Origin of the sequence: Yersinia pekkanenii, assembly GCF_001152565.1 — a bacterium.
In the GTDB taxonomy this organism is placed as follows: domain Bacteria; phylum Pseudomonadota; class Gammaproteobacteria; order Enterobacterales; family Enterobacteriaceae; genus Yersinia; species Yersinia pekkanenii.
This window is the reverse complement of the sequence record NZ_CQAZ01000018.1, coordinates 44,344-64,070: the sequence shown is the minus strand read 5'-3', so window position 1 is coordinate 64,070 and position 19,727 is coordinate 44,344. Positions and strand designations below refer to the sequence as shown.

Sequence of the window (19,727 nt, the reverse complement as noted above, 5' to 3'; positions counted from 1 at the left end):
TACAAGACCACCAAACCGGTAGCCAAAGGTTGTATAAAATTGGCGTAAACCAAAAGAGTTATTAACTTAAATTGGCAGGCCCGGCACGAATACCTTGCACTTGTGCAAGCCAAAGACCCGGTTTATATAATGAAAGAACAGGCCGTTTAACCTGCTCGGTATAACGAATAATGGTAGGAGGTTTAAACTCGTGAGTCAGTAGCGCATTCAGCGTGTCCAGCGTGTCCAACAACGCAAGTTGCTGAATTTTTGATGGTTCTACCTGTTCGACTTCGGCTATTTCCTGCACCCGCGCATAAGCTGCCTGGGGTGCCAGAGCAAAAGAAAGATGACGAATAACCGTGCGCAGTGCATGCTGTTGCCAGTAGTCTACGCTGAATGAAGGCCGGCGATGCATATCATGCAGCAATGCCAAACTGTTAAAGTTTGTCGCACCGAGATTCTGACGGCTTTGGCTTGACGATGTATTCGGTATTGCAGCTTGGTCTGGAGCGCCAGACAGATTTGATGGCACGCCAAGACTTGCCGCGACCATCCCCAATAGGAGATGCGGCCAGAAATAACGTCTGCCAAATTGTCGCCAACGATTTAGAATACCGATCACGAGTTTAAAATCCGCCGGAGCCTTGTCAATGCGTGAAAACCGCCCACAATTATTAGATGTTCTGTTCGATGATGCAATTGCAGCAGAAAACGGGCCGCTACATAACGTACAACAACGCGCTACAGCACTGCTAAAACTTAATCGTGCGGTAAAAGGATTACTCCCTTCACAATTGCAGCCGTGGTGCCGTGTTGCCAACTATCGACAGAGTGTTTTAGTGCTAGAGACCGCGAACGCGAGCTGGTTAATGCGCCTACGTTATGAACAACCCGCGTTGCTCTCAGCACTACGAGCGCAAATTCTACCATCATTGTCTTCAATCGACATCAGGATTAATCCATCGTTAATGGCCAAGGGGCAAAACATTACGCAAGATGTGGCAAAATCATCGCAAGATCCTGCGAAATCAGCACCAGTGCGTCATTTAAGTTTGGAAAGTGCTAAGGAATTAAGAGGATTAGCAAGCCGCAGCCCTGAGAAATTGAGGATAATATTGGAACGATTGGCTGCGCTGGCCGGAGAGAGTGCCAACGCAACCAAAAGTGATGATAATAAATAAATTTAGTACGCTAATACTGTAGACGGTGCTTTGAATGCCAGTGGCATTTCGGCTTCGTCTTGGAATGTCACAAATTCCCAAGCTTCTTGCTTAGCTAAAACAGCCTGCAACAGCTTGTTATTCAAGGCATGACCCGATTTGAACGCAGTAAATGCGCCAATAATATTGTGGCCGCACATAAACAGGTCACCAATTGCGTCCAGCATTTTGTGACGAACAAACTCATCTTCAAAGCGCAGGCCATCTTCGTTAAGCACACGGTAATCATCTACCACGATGGCACAATCGAAACTACCGCCCAAACACAAACCACGGGACTGTAAATATTCGATATCACGCATGAAACCAAAAGTACGCGCACGACTGATTTGACGGACGAATGAATCGGCCGAGAAATCCAGACGGTAACGCTGAGTACTGGAGTCAATCGCCGGGTGATTAAAATCAATGGTAAAATCTAAACGGAATCCATTGAATGGAGACAATTCAGCCCATTTATCACCGTCTTCAACCCGCACCGTCTCTTTCAGACGCAGGAATTTCTTCGCAGAGTTTAACTCTTCGATACCCGCATCCAGCAACAAGTACACGAACGGACTGGCACTACCGTCCATAATCGGCACTTCGGGAGCGTTAACTTCAATAATAATGTTATCAATCCCTAACCCTGCTAAAGCAGCGTTGAGATGCTCAACAGTAGAAATACGTACGTCATGCTCATTGACCAGGCAAGTACAAAGCATGGTATCACGCACGGATTTTGCATCTGCCGGAAAATCAACCGGTGGATTCAAGTCAGTGCGACGATAGATGACCCCGGTATTAGCCGACGCGGGTCGCATTGTCAGCGTGACTTTCTTACCGGTGTGCAAACCGACGCCAGTCGCCTGAACAATACGTTTTAAAGTCCTTTGTTTGATCATCGTTTTATCTCGCAATGTTATCCATCCTACCGACCAAGCTTATAACAAGATCGGCGGGACAGTTTAGCACAAAGAGCGGAGATGCCAATACTTTCGGAAATTAGTCGGCTTGCTTACGCAAAAACGCCGGAATATCCAAATAATCGGGCTCTTTATTCGTTTGAGCAGTTGGATCATTGACCACTTTAGCCGCAGGCTTAACTTCCTGAGGTAAAGGTGACATACCATGCTGCTGGTAACGATGGTCCATTACAGGCTGAGTCTGCTTGTTGGTAACCAGCGTAATTTCAGGACGTTTGTCCATGCCGATACCGGTCGCAACAACAGTGACGCGCAGTTCATCGTTCATTTCCGGGTCTAACGATGTACCGATAACCACGGTAGCATTGTCGGACGCGAATGCACGGATAGTATTACCCACAGTTTCGAATTCATCTAAACGCAAATCGAAACCAGCAGTGATGTTGACCAACACGCCACGGGCACCAGACAGATCGATATCTTCCAACAACGGGCTGGAAATCGCCATTTCTGCTGCTTCTTCCGCACGATCTTCACCACAAGCTACACCGGAGCCCATCATGGCATAACCCATTTCAGACATCACAGTGCGCACGTCAGCAAAGTCGACGTTCATCAGGCCTGGGCGGGTAATCAGTTCGGCGATCCCCTGAACAGCACCTTTTAATACGTCGTTAGCTGCACCGAATGCATCCAGTAAAGAGATGCCACGACCCAGAACCTTCAACAATTTGTCGTTCGGGATAGTGATCAGTGAGTCCACATGCTTGGACAACTCAGCAATACCCTGCTCAGCGAATGCCATGCGTTTCTTGCCTTCGAAATTGAAAGGCTTGGTAACCACGGCGACTGTCAGAATACCCAGTTCTTTCGCCACTTCGGCGACAACAGGAGCAGCACCGGTACCGGTACCACCGCCCATGCCTGCGGCGATGAAGACCATGTCCGCGCCTTCAAGGGCTGCACGCAGAGCTTCACGGTCTTCTTCAGCTGAATTGCGGCCCACTTCTGGGTTCGCGCCAGCACCCAAACCTTTGGTAATACCGCTACCAATCTGGATGGTTTGGCCAACAGCCGTCTTACGTAGCGCCTGAGCGTCTGTATTAACGGCGAAGAATTCAACACCTTCGATGCGCTCGCGCACCATGTGTTCGACGGCATTACCACCGCCACCACCGACGCCGATGACTTTAATCACCGCGTCATTGGTTAGTTCCATAGGTTCAAACATAGTTTCTCTCCGTTTTGTGCCTGTCGCTTCGAGATCAAAAAATATGTTCAGCATGATCTCTTTGTTGAAACATTAAAACTCTTTTCTCAGCCAGCTATTGATACGTTTAAACCAATTGCCCACTGAGGCACGTTTTTCTACTTCTGACTCACCACTGAGATGAGATTCTTTACCATAGTGCAACAACCCAACAGCAGTGGAGTAATAAGGTTCCTGTGCATAATCCGTCAACCCGGTGATATTGAGCGGTTGACCAATGCGAACCTGCGCATGAAATACCCGTTGCGCGCATTCAGCCAATCCATCAATTTGTGCCGCTCCGCCTGTCAGTACGATACCGGCTGCCAGATGATGCTTCACGCCTTGCTGACGTAATTGCTCCTGCAATTGCAAAATCTCGTCATTAACCAAATTCAGCAGTTCGGTGTAGCGTGGTTCTATAACCTCAGCGAGCGTCTGTCTTTGCAGACTACGAGGAGGGCGTCCGCCAACACTTGGCACTTCTACACTTTCGTCCTTGCTGACTATCGACCCGAGCGCACAGCCGTGCCGAACTTTAATCGCTTCCGCATCTGTAGGCGGTGTACCGAAGGCATAAGCTATATCGCTGGTGACCACGTTCCCGGCGTAGGGAATAACTTTGGTGTGCCGTAACGCGCCACCGGTATAAACCGCCATATCCATGGTGCCACCGCCGATGTCGACCACACAGACACCCAGCTCACGTTCATCTTCGGTCAATACTGCATAACTTGCTGCCAAACCGGCGAAAATCAATTGGTCCACTTTCAAGCCACAACGTTCCACCGCTTTAACAATATTCTTCGCCATATCGTTATGGCAGGTAATCAGGTGCACTTTGGCTTGCATCCGCACACCAGACAGACCAACAGGATTTTTGATGCCTTCCTGGTAGTCGATGGCATATTCCTGCGGGATAACATGCAGAATACGATGTTCATCACGCACACGTACCGACTTCGCGGTATGCACTACGTTTTCTACATCTTCCTGAGTTACTTCTTCTTCTGAAATAGGAACCATCCCTATTTCATTCTGACAACTGATATGTTTACCCGATAGTGCCAGATAAACAGATGAAATTTGGCAATCCGCCATTAACTCGGCCTGATCGATAGCGCGCTGTACGCATTTCACTACCGATTCAAGATCGTTAACCCCCCCCTTATCCATGCCACGGGATGGGCAACTGCCTACACCAATAATATTGACCATGCCATCGGGCAGAACTTCCCCTACCAATGCGGAGACCTTTGCCGTTCCGATCTCAAGACCTACTACCAGTTTTCTGTCCGTCGACTTGATCATTGTTGTTTTGCCTGTGCCTGATTCTGTTGCGGATTACTGTTCTGCTGGCCATTTGTTGACTCTGACTGGCCGATAAATACCGGAGCCCAGCCTATTGCAGCCCCTGTTTCATATCGCAAATCAACATAACTGACTCGTTTATCTGGCTGCTGTTGCAACATCGGATATAACTCGATGAAACGTTGCAAACGCCCCATCCGGTCATCCCGTCCCAGCTCCAGCCGAACATCATTATCTAAGGCCAACTGCCAAGAATGTCTGGCGCTCATTGCCACCATTTTTAGCTGATACTTATTGGCCGCTAACACTTTGTTTATCGCCCGATAACCTTCCAGAACATCCTGCTCACTGCCTTCCGGGCCATACAGTAGGGGCAGTGTCTGTTTACCCATTCGCTCAGAGGGCACACTGAATGACCGCCCCTGCTCATCAACCATATGCAAATCATTCCAGCGAGCATAAGGCACATATTCCACCAGATGGATTTTCAGCTCATCCGGCCACTGTTTACGTACGCTGGCCTGCTGAATCCAGGGTAACCGTTCAATCTGCTGCTGGATGATGTTCACATCCTGCGTCATAAAAGTACCCGGTGCGCCCAATGACAGAATAGCCTGGCGAATATCATCATTGGTGGTGTAATGGCGTTCACCGGTTACCACCAATTTCGACAGTGGTAAGCGGCTAGCGTCTTTCATCCACCCCACAACCACCCACCCACCCCACAGTATTGTTCCGAGAACCATCAGCAGGAATATCAGCCCCGCCAATTGGCCTCCGTTACTGCGACGGGCAGCGCTGTTCTCAGCCGCACGTTCACGCGCATTCAGGGCAGCTTGCGACATATCAGTCAGCCAACGCCAAAATTTTCGCCACCAACTGGGAGAAACTCAACCCAGACTGGCGCGCGGCCATTGGCACCAAACTGTGGCTGGTCATCCCCGGAGAAGTATTCACTTCAAGCAGGTAGAAACAGCCGTCACTGTCTTGCATGACATCAACTCGGCCCCAACCGCTACAGCCCAGCGCCTGATAAGCCTGTAAGGCTAACGCTGCCAATTGTTGCTCTAACTCAGCACGTAGGCCACTTGGGCAGAAATACTGTGTTTTATCAGACAGATACTTGGCTTCATAATCATAGAATACACCGGGTGCCTGGATCCTGATGGACGGTAAAACATCATCACCGAGAATTGCTACCGTGAATTCCGGCCCGCTCAACCATTTTTCAATCAGCACATCAGTGTCGTGGCGGAAAGCTTCAACCAAGGCACGCTGTAATTGATCCGCGTGATCAACCTTACTCATCCCCACGCTGGAACCTTCGTGGCTTGGCTTAACAATTAATGGCAGACCAAGCGAGCCGACACATGCCGCCAATTCCTCTGACGAAAGTGTTTCAAACTGTTGACGGTTCAGTGCCACATAAGGCGATATCGGCAGACCGGACGCCTGCCACACCAGCTTGGTGCGCAGCTTATCCATGGTCAGGGCTGAGGCCATCACGCCGCTGCCGGTATAAGGTAGTTGCAGGAATTCCAATACCCCTTGCAACGTACCGTCTTCACCACCACGCCCATGTAACGCGATAAAGACCTTATCAAAACCCTGTTCTTTAAGCTGAGTGACTGGGAAGTCCCTGGTATCCACCCCATGGGCATCGATACCGGCGTCTCTCAGACCGGCTAAAACGGCCTGGCCTGATAGCAATGACACTTCACGTTCAGCGGAGGTACCACCCAGCAGTACCGCGACTTTCTCAGCCATGATGTTCACCATCTTTTATCTGTGGTTGCAATTTAAGCTCAGCCAATTTACGTGCAATTTTACCAATGTTGCCAGCGCCCTGAACCAGAATCAGGTCATCGCCATTCAGCATTTGCGCCAACACCTCAGGTACGGTCTCACTGTCTGAAACCAAAATCGGGTCCAACTTGCCACGGTTACGGATGGTACGGCACAACGAGCGACTATCAGCACCTGGGATCGGCGGTTCACCGGCGGCATACACATCTAACATCAGTAACACATCAACCTGCGATAACACATTGGCAAAATCGTCATACAGATCGCGGGTACGGGTATAACGGTGCGGCTGGAAAACCATCACGATGCGCTTATCCGGCCAACCGGCACGCGCCGCTTTAACCGTGGCATCCACCTCTGTCGGGTGATGACCATAGTCATCAACCAGCATCACACTGCCTTCTTTCCCATTGACCGTGGCCAGCGGGAAGTTGCCGAGGAAATCAAAACGGCGCCCCGTTCCCTGGAACCCCGACAGCGCGCGCAGGATATCATCGTCTTCAATGCCTTCTTCGGTCGCTACAGCAACCGCCGCCGCCGCGTTCAGTGCGTTATGACGCCCCGGTGCATTCAGGATTACCGTCATCAACGGCTTATCCAGGCGTTTGAGCGTGAAGTGCCCCTGCGGACCTTCCTGGCGATAGCTGGCAATCTGCACATCAGCGTCATCACTGAAGCCGTAAGTGGTGATATGACGGCCAACACGCGGTAATAACTCACGCACCACCGGATCATCGATACACATCACCGCACGGCCATAGAATGGCAAGTTGTGCAAAAAGTTAATAAATGTCTGTTTTAAGTTCTCAAAGTCGCCCTGATAGGTATCCATATGGTCGGCTTCGATATTGGTGACAATCGCCACCATCGGTTGCAAATGCAAAAATGAGGCATCGCTTTCATCGGCTTCCGCAATCAGGTACCGGCTGGAACCCAAGCGAGCATGGGTTCCAGCCGCTTTCACCAATCCACCGTTAACAAAGGTTGGGTCCAGACCTGCTTCGGCATAAATACTGGAAACCATCGCTGTCGTGGTGGTTTTGCCGTGCGTGCCAGCAACCGCAATCCCATGGCGAAAGCGCATCAATTCAGCCAGCATCTCAGCGCGGCGGATCACCGGAATACGCGCCTCGCGAGCGGCAACAATCTCTGGATTATCCGCAGAGATTGCGGTTGAAACCACCACCACACTGGCATCCAGTACGTTTTCCGGACGGTGATGGAAATAAATCTGTGCGCCCAATGAAGCCAAATGCTGGGTTACCGGGTTGGGCGCTAAATCTGAACCACTAATCTGATAACCTTCGTTTGCCAACACTTCAGCGATACCACCCATGCCAGCACCACCAATGCCAACAAAGTGAATGTGCCGGACGCGGCGCATCTCGGGCACGATAGTTCGTAGTTTCGCCAGTTGTTGTGTATTCACGTTTCTCATCACTTTTTTGTCTGTTGCCTATTCACAGCTCGCATTAACCTAACTACTCACTGTTCATGATCTGTATTTATTTCACTTACTGGCGGCGACCACTTCGGCGGCCACACGCTCAGTGGCATCCGGGACAGCCACGGTTCTTGCCCGTTCAGCCATAGTCAATAATGTTGCGCGATCCCATTGCGCCAACAAGCCGCTAACCGTTTGCGCTGTAAATTGCGGTTGTTCGATAATTTTCGCTGCACCCGCTTTTTCCAACGGTAATGCATTCCAATATTGTTGCCGGTCTTTATGCTGGAATGGCACAAAAATCGCCGGTAACCCTGCGGCAGCCACTTCGCTTACCGTCAGCGCGCCTGAGCGACAAATCACCACATCAGCCCAGGCATAAGCGGCAGCCATATCGTCGATAAACTCGACAACCTGATGCTTATCACCCTGCCCGGCTTGCTGGTAGGCCTGTAACACCTCCGACAAAGCGCCTTTACCCACCTGATGCCAAACGGTTATCTGCTCACCCAGCGTCGCGGCAACCCGCGGCAGGGTTTGATTCAGCACCCGCGCACCTTGGCTACCACCAATAACTAACACGCGAATCGGCCCTTCACGGCCACTCAAACGTTCAGCCGGTAATGGCAGTGCCAGTACATCGGTACGAACCGGATTACCGACAACATCTGCATTGGGGAATGCGCCGGGGAATGCCTGTAAAACCTTTTTCGCGATCCTGGCCAACCAACGGTTGGTCAACCCCGCAATGCCGTTTTGCTCATGCAATACCACCGGAATGCCACACAGCCAGGCAGCCAAACCACCGGGGCCAGAGACATAACCGCCCATTCCCAGCACCACGTCCGGCTGGTAATCACGCATAATTTTCTTAGCCTGACGCACCGCGCGGTAAATTCGCAGCGGTGCGGTAAGCTGGGCCATCAGCCCCTTGCCGCGCAAACCAGAAATCTGGATGAAATCAATTTCAATGCCATGTTGGGGTACCAATGACGCTTCCATTCGGTCTGCGGTGCCTAACCAACGCACCTGCCAGCCTTGCGCCATCAGATGATGTGCTACGGCCAAGCCTGGGAAGACATGCCCCCCGGTCCCGCCGGCCATCACCATTAAACGCTTGGTCTTGCCACTCATCGGGCACTCCTTACAAACGCCTGGGCTTTGGCCAAACGTGTTTCAAAATCAATACGTAACAACAGCACTATCGCGGTTGACATAATAATCAGGCTCGAACCACCGTAACTTATCAGCGGTAAAGTCAAACCTTTGGTCGGCAACATTCCGGCAGCAGCCCCAACGTTAACCAGTGCCTGAAAGCTAAACCAGATGCCGATCGAACAGGCCAAAAAGCCAGAAAATCGCTGATCTATCTCTAAGGCACGACGCCCGATGGACATAGCACGAAAAGCGACGAAGAATACCATTAACAGTGCCAGAACCACACCGAAATACCCCAGTTCCTCGCCTAAAATCGAGAAAATGAAGTCAGTATGTGCTTCCGGTAAATACTCCAGTTTTTGCACTGAATTCCCTAAGCCCTGCCCCCAGAATTCGCCACGACCAAAAGCCATTAACGACTGGGTTAACTGGTAACCACTGCCGAACGGATCAGCCCACGGGTTCCAGAACGATGTCACGCGGCGCATACGGTAAGGTTCGGCAACAATCAGCAGACAAACCGCAAAGATACCCGAGCCGATGATAGCCAGGAACTGCCACATCTTCGCACCGGCCAAAAATAGCATTGCCAGCGTGGTGACAAACAGCACTACCACGGTACCTAAATCGGGCTGCGCTAGTAGTAATACCGCCAGAATAACCATGACACCCATCGGTTTACAGAAGCCCCAGAAGTTACTACGAACCTCTTCAACCTTGCGCACCAGATAGCTGGCCAGATAACAAAACAATGATAACTTGGATAACTCTGCTGGCTGAATACGTAGCGGCCCCAGTGAAATCCAGCGCGATGCCCCGTTTACCGAGCTACCCACAACCAATACCACTAATAGCATCGCTATGGAAATCAGCAACATAACATTACTGTAGCGTTGCCAAACTGCCATCGGGATACGCAGGGTCACCAGCGACATACCAAATGCCAGCGCCAGATACAACGCATCACGCTTGGCAAACAGGAATGGGTCACTGGCCAGACGCTGACCAATCGGCATTGAGGCTGATGTCACCATCACAAACCCAATAATCGCCAAACCGAATGTCAGCCACAGCAAGGTTCTGTCGTAGAGCACCATGCTGGTGGTGTCGCTCTCCCGCGATCCCATCACAAAATGCTTTGTGGTATTAAACAGCCCCAGCCCCGGCATGCGCATCAGCCCAGTTCCTCTGCCAAACGAGCAAACTCATCACCACGTTGCTCGAAACTGCGGAATTGGTCCAAACTGGCACAGGCAGGTGACAACAACACCATATCGCCCGGTTCCAGCTTGTTCGCCAACAGAATCATGGCCTGTTCCATCGTCTCGGTAAGCTGAGAGACATCAGGACGCAGTTCAGCCAACTGCGCACCGTCGCGGCCAAAACAATAAATCCGGATACGGTCGCGGTGCAAAAAGCGCGTCAGCCCAGAGAAATCGGCAGACTTGCCATCACCACCCAACAACAAATGTAAGGTGCCATCAACCTGTAAACCCTTTAACGCCGCTTCGGTGCTGCCCACGTTGGTGGCTTTAGAATCATTAATCCAGCGCACGCCATTGTGCTCAAATACCAATTGGAAGCGATGTGGTAAGCCGGTAAAGGTGGTCAATGCTTTCAGGCTAGACGTGCGCGGAACACCGACGGCATCCGCCAGCGCCAGTGCGGCCAGTGCATTGGTGTAGTTATGCCGCCCGGTCAATTTCATTTCACGGGTATTTAACACTTTCTCACCACCAGCCCGCAGCCAGATTTCGCCCTGCTGCTTATTCAGATGGTAATCACCGACATCCACCCCAAAGCTGATACAGCGGCTATCAGCACCACGCACCGGCATGGTGAGTGCGTCATCGGCATTCACAACACAAACTTTAGCATTTTCATACACTCGCAGCTTAGCTGCGCGATATTGCTGCAAACCGAACGGGTAACGATCGGTATGATCTTCCGTTACGTTCAGCAGGGTGGCAGCACTGGCGCGCAGGCTGGAGGTGGTTTCCAGTTGGAAGCTGGACAACTCTAATACCACTAATTGGCTTTCTTGTTTCAACAGCGTAAGAGCCGGAACGCCAATGTTGCCACCGACGCCAACCTGCCAGCCAGCCGCTTTCGCCATCTCACCCACCAGAGTGGTTACGGTACTTTTACCGTTAGAACCGGTAATCGCCACCACCGGCGCTAAGTTTTCACGGCAGAACAGCTCAATATCACCGACAATCTCGACACCCGCTTCAGCGGCTTCACTCAACGCCGGATGTGCCAGTGCAATACCGGGGCTGGCGACAATCAAATCAGCATCCAACAGCCACTGTTGATTCAGCTCACCCACATGGCAATCGACATTTTCAGGTAATTTATCCAAGCCCGATGGATTGATACGGGTATCCATAACCCGCGGCGTTACACCGCGCGCCATAAAGAAATCAACACAGGAAAGGCCGGTTAGCCCCAGCCCGATAATGACTACTTTTTTACCCTGATAATCAATCATAATTACCGCACCTTCAGCGTCGCCAGGCCAATCAGCACCAGCATCAGCGAAATAATCCAGAAGCGCACGATCACCCGTGGCTCTGGCCAACCTTTAAGTTCGTAGTGATGATGAATCGGGGCCATGCGGAAAATGCGCTGCCCACGTAATTTAAAGGAGCCAACCTGCAAGATTACCGACAGCGTTTCAACCACGAACACCCCGCCCATAATCACTAATAAGAATTCCTGCCGCAGTAATACCGCGATGGTGCCCAGTGCGCCGCCTAATGCTAACGAACCGACATCACCCATAAAGACCTGTGCCGGATAGGTGTTAAACCAGAGGAAACCCAGCCCGGCACCGACAATTGCGGTACAGACAATCACCAGTTCACCGGCATGGCGCAGATAAGGAATATGCAGGTATGCAGCAAAGTTCACGTTACCGGTCGCCCAGGCCACCAATGCAAAGCCACCTGCGACAAAAACAGTAGGCATAATAGCCAAGCCATCCAGCCCGTCAGTCAGATTGACCGCGTTACTGGTGCCGACAATCACGAAGTAAGCCAGCAGGATATAGAGCAGACCAAGCTGTGGCATGATGTCTTTAAAGAATGGCACCACCAGCTCGGTGGCCGGCGTGTCTTTACCAATACTGTACATAGTGAATGCTGCCGCCAGCGCAATCACCGACTGCCAGAAATATTTCCAGCGAGCAATCAAACCTTTGGTATCTTTACGCACCACTTTGCGGTAGTCGTCAATAAAACCGACGATGCCATAACCGATAAGAATGAACAGTACACACCAGACATACGGGTTAGACGGATAAGCCCACATCAGAACCGAAATGGTGATGGAGAATAGAATCATCAGGCCACCCATGGTTGGGGTGCCGCGCTTGCTAAAATGTGACTCTGGTCCGTCGTTACGCACTACCTGACCAATCTGCAATTTCTGCAAATAGGCAATCAGATGCGGCCCCATCCACAAAGAAATAAACAATGCCGTCAACAGACTGACAATGGCGCGGAACGTCAAATAGGAAAAGACGTTAAAGCCCGAGTAAAATTTTACTAAGTATTCAGCCAACCAAACTAACATGATGCTTTCTCCTGTAACGCACGCACGACATTTTCCATAGCGGCGCTACGTGAACCTTTAATTAAAACGGTGATAACCGGATGTTCGCTCAGCAGTTCGTTTACACGGGCCGTCAATGCGCTCTTATCCTGAAAATGTTCGCCGTTGCCACTCGCATCACTCAGCGCCTGGCTTAATGTGCCCACGCTCAGCACTTTGTCGACCCCCGCCTGTTTAGCGGCCTCACCGACCTGGCGATGACAATCAACCGCGGTGTCACCCAATTCCCCCATATCACCGACCACCATCACGCGGTAGCCAGGCATTTCAGCCAGCACTTGAGCGGCAGCGGTCATAGAACCGACGTTGGCGTTATAGGAATCATCCAGCAGCAATTTACCTACGGCTAATTGAATCGGGAATAAACGGCCCGGTACGGCTTGTAATTGTGCCAACCCTTGACGAACGGCGGATAAATCAGCCCCAACCGACATGGCTAATGCCGCAGCGGCTAACGCATTGGCAATGTTATGTCGCCCCGGCAGTGGCAATTTGATAGCCACCGTGCCAAATGGCGAATGCAGGGTGAAATGTGTCGACTGCGGCGTAATATGTACATCGCTGGCATAGAAATCGATATCTTCTGCCGCATAAGGCGAAAAACGCCAGACCCGTTTGTTATGCAGAGTTTCCTGCCAGTGTGGCCAATCATTGCTGTCAGCATTGATAATGGCGGTGCCATTCGCGGGCAGACCGGCGAAAATCTCGCCTTTGGCTTGCGCGACGCCAGCCAGTGAACCAAAGCCTTCCAGATGAGCAGCGGCCAAATTGTTAACCAGAGCACTTTCCGGGCGGCTTAAATCAGTGGTGTAGGCAATTTCACCGATATGATTGGCACCCAACTCGATGACCGCAAAATCATGCTCAGGCGTTAAGCGCAGTAAGGTCAGCGGTACACCGATATCATTATTGAAGTTACCGGCGGTATACAGCACCTTGCCGCATTGGCGCAAAATGGCGGCAACCATTTCTTTTACCGAGGTTTTACCCGATGAACCGGTTAACGCCACTACCCGAGCGGGGACTTGCTGACGGACCCAGGCAGCAAACTGCCCCAACGCCAGTCGGGTGTCTTTGACCACTAATTGCGCCCCCCCCACCAGTAAGCGTTTACTTACCAGTAAAGCTACGGCACCAGCGGCAACAGCATCTTCTGCAAAGTCATGCCCATCAAAACGTTCGCCTTTCAGTGCCACAAATAAGCACCCCGAAGTGACCTTACGGGTATCGATGGTCACTTCGGTTATTTCGACGTTATCGCCGCCTTTATCACTGGCAATAAGTTCAGCGTTAAGCAGCGTGGACAAAAAATGCAGTGAGATCTTAATCATGCCACCCCCCCCAACAAACGTGCGACGGTGACACGGTCTGAATAATCCAGGCGACGATTACCCACTAATTGGTAATCCTCATGGCCTTTACCGGCAATCAGGACTACATCGTCTTGTTTGGCTTGCATGATGGCACTGGTCACCGCTTCAGCACGACCATGAATAACCAGCGCATGCCCGGCATCCAGAAAACCGCTGAGGATATCAGCGACAATCGCCTGCGGCTCTTCACTGCGCGGGTTATCATCAGTAACGACGACACGGTCAGCCAGTTGTTCCGCGATACCGCCCATGAGTGGGCGCTTACCTTTGTCACGATCACCACCGCAACCAAACACACACCACAGCTTGCCTTTGCAGTGTAAACGGGCCGCCGCCAACGCTTTTTCCAGCGCATCCGGCGTGTGGGCATAATCCACCACTACCGTCGGTTTGCCCGGCGTGTTAAATACTTCCATCCGCCCACAAACGGGTTGCAGATGAGGTGCGACTGCTAATAATTGCGCTAACGGATAGCCCAGCGAGAGCAGCGTTGACAGTGCTACTAATAGGTTACTGACATTGAAAGCCCCCATCAGGCGGCTTTCTAACTGACCTTTGCCCCAGCTTGAATCAAAAACGATGCTGGCACCGTTATCGTGATACTGAACCGTGCTGGCAGATAACCACGGGCCATTCCATCCCGCAGGAACCTTGCCTTCCATACTGACGGCAACCGCTTGCGGCAACTGGCTTAACCAGCGGCGGCCGACTTCATCATCAGCATTAATAATTTTATGTTCGGATTGATGGGTAGAGAACAACAGCCATTTTGCCGCTTCGTAATTGGCCATATTACCGTGATAATCCAGATGATCGCGGCTTAAGTTAGTGAACACGGTGGCGGCAAACGGCAATGCGGCAACACGGTTTTGAATCAGACCATGAGAAGAAACTTCCATCGCCGCAAAGGTCGCGCCCTGGTCAACCAGATTGCGCAATAAATGTTGGATATCAACCGCTGAACCGGTGGTGTTTTCCGTCGGGATGACTTGCCCTAACAGGCCATTGCCAACCGTCCCCATCACCGCACTGGTTTCGCCCAGTGCCTGGCTCCATTGCGCCAATAACTGGGTGGTGGTGGTTTTGCCGTTGGTCCCCGTAACGCCAACCAAACGTAATGCAGCTCCGGGCTGGTGATAGAATTGCCCCGCCAACTGGGATAAGTGCTGATTCAAATTACGCAGATAAATAACAGGAACACCGTGCATCTCAGACACACTGGCATCCGGTGCCACGCCATCGGCTTCAGCCACCACCGCCGCCACACCTTGTGCAATGGCTTGCGGGATATAGCGACGCCCGTCCGCCTGGTGGCCGACAATGGCGACAAACAAATCCCCGGCAGCAGCAATGCGGCTGTCTAATGTCATTTCCCGTAGCGCACGCGCCGGGAGGTCTAGCCCCCAAGGAGCGAGTAAGTCGCGCAAGTTACGATCTGCCACCTGAACCCTCTTTTTTATTAATCACTAATTCGCTTTTATCACCGGTGGGTAACGCATCTGGCTCAATGTTCATGGTGCGCAACACGCCGCCCATGATGGCACCGAACACCGGTGCAGAAACCGCACCACCGTAATATTTCCCTGCCTGCGGGTCATTGATGACCACAACCAGAGCAAATCGAGGATTACTCGCGGGCGCAACGCCGGCGGTGTAAGCGAGGTATCGGTCCATATATTTGCCGTCCGGGCCGACTTTCTTGGCGGTACCGGTTTTAATCGCAATACGGTAGCCTTTGATGGCGGCTTTAGTGCCCCCGCCGCCAGGTAGTGCCACACTTTCCATCATATGAACCACGGTGCGTACCAGCGGTTCAGGGAAGATACGTTCACCCGCCACTGGCGGATCAACTTTGGTTATCGACAGTGGGCGATAAATCCCCATGCTGCCGATGGTTGCATAGACTCGCGCTAGTTGTAACGGTGTTACCATTAGCCCGTAGCCGAAAGAGAAGGTGGCCCTCTCTATGTCAGACCACCGTTGTTTTTTTGGATATAAGCCACTGCTTTCTCCGACCAACCCCAAATTGGTCGCTTTCCCAAACCCAAACCGTGAGTAAGTATCTACTAACGCTGAGGATGGCATCGCTAACGCCAGTTTAGAAACACCGACGTTACTCGACTTCTGCAAGATCCCGGTTACGGACAGCTCTGCGTAACGGGCCACATCTTTAATCTGGTGACCGTTAACAAAGTACGGCAAGGTGTTCAGCACGCTATTTTCTTTCACTACGCCATGCTGCAATGCCGTCATCACTACCATTGGCTTTACTGTCGAGCCGGGTTCAAAAATATCGGTTATTGCCCGGTTACGCATGGCATCTTTCGGCGTTCCGGTCAGGTTATTCGGGTTATAAGACGGGCTATTCGCCATCGCTAATACTTCGCCGGTAGTCACATCCACCAGCACTGCCGTACCGGACTCTGCTTTGTTGAATGCCACTGCATTGCTCAGCTCGCGATACACCAACGCCTGTAACCGCTCATCAACACTCAACACCAGGTTATGTGCCGCCTGGCTATCAACCGAGGAGATATCCTCAATGACACGACCAAAGCGGTCTTTACGTACCGTTCGCTCTCCGGGTTGCCCGGTGAGCCAGCGATCAAAACTTTTTTCTACGCCTTCAATACCTTGGCTATCAATGTTGGTCACACCGATAATGTGCGCCATCACCTGACCTGCCGGATAATAGCGGCGGGATTCCTGACGCAAATAGATGCCGGGTAATTTCAGCTTATGAATATAGTCGCCAATGGCGGGATTAACTTGGCGAGCCAGATAGACGAAGCGCCCTTTCGGGTTAGCATTAATACGGGCAGCTAATTGATCCAGCGGGATTTCCAGCGCATCAGATAGCGCTTTCCAGCGTGTATCCAGCGTAATGCCTCCGCGTTCGATCAGCGCTTTCGGATCGACCCACACCGCATTGACCGGGACACTGACTGCCAGAGGGCGGCCTGAGCGATCACTGATCATGCCACGGGCGGTAGGAACCTCCTGTACCCGCAATGAGCGCATATCACCTTCGCGCACCAGCTTGTCGGGGTTAATCACTTGCAAGTAGGCAGTACGCAACATCAACCCGACTAATGCCAACAAAATACAACCGCATAGCAACGCAAAACGCCAGCTTATAAAGCTGGCTTGTTCTTCCTGCCGTTTTAACTTCCCGGGGCGTACTGCTTTCATGCGTTACCTTGGCAACGTAGAGTCATGGTGGCGACTACTTCCTTTTATTTTTTGGAAAACTTATGGTTTAACCACAATATTTTCTTGTGATGGATCAACATGTTGCATTTTAAGCTTATCAATCGCGATACGTTCAACACGGCTGTGATCACCCAATGCATTCTCTTCCAGAATCAGATTGCGCCACTCAATATCCAGCGCATCCCGCTCCAGCACCAGTTGCTCACGTTCAGCGGTCAGTAAGCGTGTACGGTGGGCGGTGGTCACAACCAAAACAGCAGACACTAACACCGCGATCAGTAGAATTAACGGGATCTTCGCATTGCGGATTAAATCACCGCCGATGACCCCAACTAAACCGTGGCGTTCGTGGCCTATCACTCTTTGATCCTTTCAGCAAAACGTAATACCGAGCTACGTGCTCGTGGGTTTTCGGCCACTTCTGCATCCGGAGGCATCATCTTGCCGACGGATTTCAATGTGCGCCCACCCATGCTGCGTAACTGTGCTTCAGTCAATGGCAACCCCGCTGGAACCTGTGGCCCACGGCTGTGATGACGAATAAAATTTTTCACAATACGGTCTTCAAGCGAGTGGAAGCTAATGACTGATAAGCGGCCTTCAGGTGCCAGAACTTCAAGCGCCCCATCCAGTGCACGCTCAATCTCTTCGAGTTCACTGTTGATATAGATACGGATAGCCTGGAAACTGCGAGTCGCCGGATGCTTGTGTTTATCGCGGAATGGGCTGGCGTTGGCAATCAAATCAGCCAGCTCTTTAGTGCGAGTCATTGGCTGAGTGAGGTTACGCTCGACTATCGCCTTCGCCAGACGCTTGGCAAAACGTTCTTCACCAAAGGTTTTTAGCACCCAGGCGATATCGTCAGCACTGGCTTTCATCAACCACTCCGCCGCTGATAACCCACGGGTTGGGTCCATCCGCATATCTAACGGCCCGTCACGCATGAAAGAAAAACCGCGTTCAGCGTCATCCAGTTGCGGGGATGAAACCCCTAGATCCAGTAATACGCCGTTAATGCGACCGACCAAATCCAATTCCCTCACATAATGAGCCAAATCAGAAAAAGGACCGTGGACGATAGAGAAACGGGGATCGGTAATAGATTTCGCCGCTTCAATCGCCTGTGGATCGCGATCAATGGCTATCAAACGCCCCTCTGGCCCAAGTTGGGACAGAATCAGACGCGAATGGCCACCACGGCCAAAAGTTCCGTCAATATAGATGCCGTTATCACGGATGTTCAGGCCATTAACCGCCTCATCCAGCAATACGCTTGTGTGCTTGTAGTTGTTATCTACAGTTTTGTTGTTATCTACCATGCTTATAGCGATAAGTCCTGTAGCCGCTCAGACAAAGGTTCCTGAGTAGACTGTTCTGCGTCGATGTCATCCTTGACTTGTTGATACCAGGTCTGTTCATCCCACAGCTCAAATTTATTGAACTGCCCAACCAGCATCACTTCTTTGTTTAGCCCGGCATGCTGACGCAAGGTTCCTGCAATCAGTAAGCGCCCGGCACCGTCCATCTGACATTCACTGGCATGCCCTAACAACAAACGCTGAACTCGACGTTCGGCCGGATTCATGCTCGACAGACGAGATAATTTTTGTTCAATGATTTCCCATTCAGGGAGTGGATAAAGCAACAGACATGGTTGGTGAAGGTCTATGGTACAGACCATCTGGCCCTGCGATTCCTCGTTCAGTAAATCCCGATAACGGATAGGTACGGCAAGCCGCCCTTTACTGTCGAGGTTAACCATCGTTGCACCACGAAACATGACTGAGTTACCCCTTCATGACCCAATTCGCCACTTTACCCCACAAATCCCCACATTAAAGAGTTTACGGATGGTATGAAAACCTTGTCAAGCCAGAGCTGATGCGCTTTGACAATATTTATGGGCCGTTTTTGAGATATATCTCGTAGAAGGGGCGACTTTAGTGGTTGGAATAGAAATTAACGTCATGATAAACGGGCTATTTTTCCGCCAGTAATTCCGGCTACTTAGATAAATAATAAATTGTCGATTAATTGTCTCATTATTTCCTTCTGCAAGGAATGTCTCACTTTCAGTATAAAAATTGTACGGTCTGAAATTAAACAGTCTGAGCACAAAACCCGCAGCCGCTGGCGTCTTCTAAGGAAAAACAGCGGTAAACCTACGGCAACACAATAATACCCTTGATAACAACAAGTGTTACTGACGGGATATTTTACTTCAATTATCTGGCAGAGATTAATCTATTTTTAAATAAATTATTGGCGCATATTTTAGGGCATCACTGAAATATGAATGTCTTCATACAGATAAATCTTAAATTAGGAAAATGTCTTATATTAGTTTTTACTTATCGATGATTTGAAATTTGGCTTAGATTGCATAAGTGCTCCCCCCGCTGTTAGTGAAAAATCACAACCCTCTGTTTTTAAAAACAAAACACACGTCAT

The 19,727-nt window shown here is 51.0% G+C and carries 18 protein-coding genes; 1 reads left to right on the top strand and 17 read right to left on the bottom strand.

Features of this window, described 5'->3' with window-relative positions; genetic code table 11:
- Positions 1-61: 61 nt before the first annotated feature.
- Positions 62-604, bottom strand: coding sequence for a secA translation cis-regulator SecM (gene secM / locus AEP37_RS10975; RefSeq protein WP_049613252.1), 543 nt, complete (start codon positions 602-604; stop codon positions 62-64).
- Between the two features lie 28 nt (positions 605-632).
- Here secM and AEP37_RS10970 point away from each other — a divergent pair, with 28 nt between their 5' ends.
- Positions 633-1,163, top strand: coding sequence for a DUF721 domain-containing protein (locus AEP37_RS10970; protein ID WP_049613249.1), 531 nt, complete (start codon positions 633-635; stop codon positions 1,161-1,163).
- Between the two features lie 2 nt (positions 1,164-1,165).
- Here AEP37_RS10970 and lpxC read toward each other — a convergent pair whose 3' ends face one another.
- The 16 genes from lpxC to mraZ all read right to left on the bottom strand — a co-directional run bounded on the left by lpxC (position 1,166) and on the right by mraZ (position 19,056).
- The gene (lpxC, locus tag AEP37_RS10965) at positions 1,166-2,086 is read right to left on the bottom strand and encodes a UDP-3-O-acyl-N-acetylglucosamine deacetylase (RefSeq protein WP_049613247.1); all 921 of its coding nucleotides are present in this window, start codon (positions 2,084-2,086) and stop codon (positions 1,166-1,168) included.
- A 100-nt stretch (positions 2,087-2,186) separates the two neighbouring features.
- Complete coding sequence (gene ftsZ / locus AEP37_RS10960) at positions 2,187-3,338, bottom strand: cell division protein FtsZ (protein ID WP_004389003.1); 1,152 nt, start codon at positions 3,336-3,338, stop codon at positions 2,187-2,189.
- A 72-nt stretch (positions 3,339-3,410) separates the two neighbouring features.
- Positions 3,411-4,667, bottom strand: coding sequence for a cell division protein FtsA (gene ftsA, locus AEP37_RS10955; RefSeq protein ID WP_002210431.1), 1,257 nt, complete (start codon positions 4,665-4,667; stop codon positions 3,411-3,413).
- Positions 4,664-5,512 carry a cell division protein FtsQ gene (gene ftsQ, locus AEP37_RS10950; RefSeq protein WP_049613245.1) on the bottom strand — a complete coding sequence of 283 codons (849 nt, stop codon included), beginning with the start codon at positions 5,510-5,512 and terminating at the stop codon, positions 4,664-4,666. The genes ftsA and ftsQ overlap by 4 nt, the downstream gene beginning before the upstream one ends.
- Before the next feature lies 1 nt (position 5,513).
- The gene (locus AEP37_RS10945) at positions 5,514-6,434 is read right to left on the bottom strand and encodes a D-alanine--D-alanine ligase (RefSeq protein WP_049613243.1); all 921 of its coding nucleotides are present in this window, start codon (positions 6,432-6,434) and stop codon (positions 5,514-5,516) included.
- Entirely contained in the window at positions 6,427-7,902 is a 1,476-nt protein-coding gene (gene murC / locus AEP37_RS10940) for a UDP-N-acetylmuramate--L-alanine ligase (RefSeq protein WP_049613241.1), read from the bottom strand. The genes AEP37_RS10945 and murC overlap by 8 nt, the downstream gene beginning before the upstream one ends.
- Positions 7,903-7,983: 81 nt before the next feature.
- Positions 7,984-9,051, bottom strand: a complete 1,068-nt coding sequence (gene murG / locus AEP37_RS10935; protein ID WP_049613239.1) for an undecaprenyldiphospho-muramoylpentapeptide beta-N-acetylglucosaminyltransferase — start codon at positions 9,049-9,051, stop codon at positions 7,984-7,986.
- The gene (gene ftsW, locus AEP37_RS10930; protein ID WP_049613237.1) at positions 9,048-10,250 is read right to left on the bottom strand and encodes a cell division protein FtsW; all 1,203 of its coding nucleotides are present in this window, start codon (positions 10,248-10,250) and stop codon (positions 9,048-9,050) included. The genes murG and ftsW overlap by 4 nt, the downstream gene beginning before the upstream one ends.
- Positions 10,250-11,566: a UDP-N-acetylmuramoyl-L-alanine--D-glutamate ligase gene (gene murD / locus AEP37_RS10925; RefSeq protein WP_049613236.1), complete on the bottom strand. Its 1,317-nt coding sequence runs from the start codon at positions 11,564-11,566 to the stop codon at positions 10,250-10,252. Before murD ends, ftsW begins: the two co-directional genes overlap by 1 nt.
- A 2-nt stretch (positions 11,567-11,568) precedes the next feature.
- Entirely contained in the window at positions 11,569-12,651 is a 1,083-nt protein-coding gene (gene mraY, locus AEP37_RS10920) for a phospho-N-acetylmuramoyl-pentapeptide-transferase (RefSeq protein WP_049613234.1), read from the bottom strand.
- Complete coding sequence (gene murF / locus AEP37_RS10915) at positions 12,645-14,021, bottom strand: UDP-N-acetylmuramoyl-tripeptide--D-alanyl-D-alanine ligase (protein WP_049613232.1); 1,377 nt, start codon at positions 14,019-14,021, stop codon at positions 12,645-12,647. The genes mraY and murF overlap by 7 nt, the downstream gene beginning before the upstream one ends.
- Positions 14,018-15,505, bottom strand: coding sequence for a UDP-N-acetylmuramoyl-L-alanyl-D-glutamate--2,6-diaminopimelate ligase (gene murE, locus AEP37_RS10910; protein WP_049613230.1), 1,488 nt, complete (start codon positions 15,503-15,505; stop codon positions 14,018-14,020). The genes murF and murE overlap by 4 nt, the downstream gene beginning before the upstream one ends.
- Complete coding sequence (locus AEP37_RS10905; RefSeq protein ID WP_049613228.1) at positions 15,492-17,255, bottom strand: peptidoglycan glycosyltransferase FtsI; 1,764 nt, start codon at positions 17,253-17,255, stop codon at positions 15,492-15,494. Before AEP37_RS10905 ends, murE begins: the two co-directional genes overlap by 14 nt.
- A gap of 60 nt (positions 17,256-17,315) precedes the next feature.
- Positions 17,316-17,636 (bottom strand): cell division protein FtsL, encoded by a 321-nt coding sequence (gene ftsL, locus AEP37_RS10900; RefSeq protein WP_049613226.1) that lies wholly within the window; start codon positions 17,634-17,636, stop codon positions 17,316-17,318.
- Positions 17,633-18,595: a 16S rRNA (cytosine(1402)-N(4))-methyltransferase RsmH gene (gene rsmH, locus AEP37_RS10895; protein WP_049613224.1), complete on the bottom strand. Its 963-nt coding sequence runs from the start codon at positions 18,593-18,595 to the stop codon at positions 17,633-17,635. Before rsmH ends, ftsL begins: the two co-directional genes overlap by 4 nt.
- Positions 18,596-18,597: 2 nt before the next feature.
- A complete protein-coding gene (mraZ, locus tag AEP37_RS10890) occupies positions 18,598-19,056 on the bottom strand; it encodes a division/cell wall cluster transcriptional repressor MraZ (protein ID WP_049613222.1) in 459 nt (152 codons plus the stop codon).
- Positions 19,057-19,727: the final 671 nt, after the last annotated feature.

Bases quoted from the DNA above. Each gene is read 5' to 3' on its own strand.
- ftsQ (WP_049613245.1), bottom strand. From the start codon at position 5,512: ATGTCGCAAGCTGCCCTGAATGCGCGTGAACGTGCGGCTGAGAACAGC.
- mraY (WP_049613234.1), bottom strand. From the start codon at position 12,651: ATGTTAGTTTGGTTGGCTGAATACTTAGTAAAATTTTACTCGGGCTTT.
- lpxC (WP_049613247.1), bottom strand. From the start codon at position 2,086: ATGATCAAACAAAGGACTTTAAAACGTATTGTTCAGGCGACTGGCGTC.
- AEP37_RS10905 (WP_049613228.1), bottom strand. From the start codon at position 17,255: ATGAAAGCAGTACGCCCCGGGAAGTTAAAACGGCAGGAAGAACAAGCC.
- AEP37_RS10945 (WP_049613243.1), bottom strand. From the start codon at position 6,434: ATGGCTGAGAAAGTCGCGGTACTGCTGGGTGGTACCTCCGCTGAACGT.
- mraZ (WP_049613222.1), bottom strand. From the start codon at position 19,056: ATGTTTCGTGGTGCAACGATGGTTAACCTCGACAGTAAAGGGCGGCTT.
- ftsW (WP_049613237.1), bottom strand. From the start codon at position 10,250: ATGCGCATGCCGGGGCTGGGGCTGTTTAATACCACAAAGCATTTTGTG.
- murD (WP_049613236.1), bottom strand. From the start codon at position 11,566: ATGATTGATTATCAGGGTAAAAAAGTAGTCATTATCGGGCTGGGGCTA.
- murF (WP_049613232.1), bottom strand. From the start codon at position 14,021: ATGATTAAGATCTCACTGCATTTTTTGTCCACGCTGCTTAACGCTGAA.
- murG (WP_049613239.1), bottom strand. From the start codon at position 9,051: ATGAGTGGCAAGACCAAGCGTTTAATGGTGATGGCCGGCGGGACCGGG.
- ftsZ (WP_004389003.1), bottom strand. From the start codon at position 3,338: ATGTTTGAACCTATGGAACTAACCAATGACGCGGTGATTAAAGTCATC.
- AEP37_RS10970 (WP_049613249.1), top strand. From the start codon at position 633: ATGCGTGAAAACCGCCCACAATTATTAGATGTTCTGTTCGATGATGCA.
- ftsA (WP_002210431.1), bottom strand. From the start codon at position 4,667: ATGATCAAGTCGACGGACAGAAAACTGGTAGTAGGTCTTGAGATCGGA.
- rsmH (WP_049613224.1), bottom strand. From the start codon at position 18,595: ATGGTAGATAACAACAAAACTGTAGATAACAACTACAAGCACACAAGC.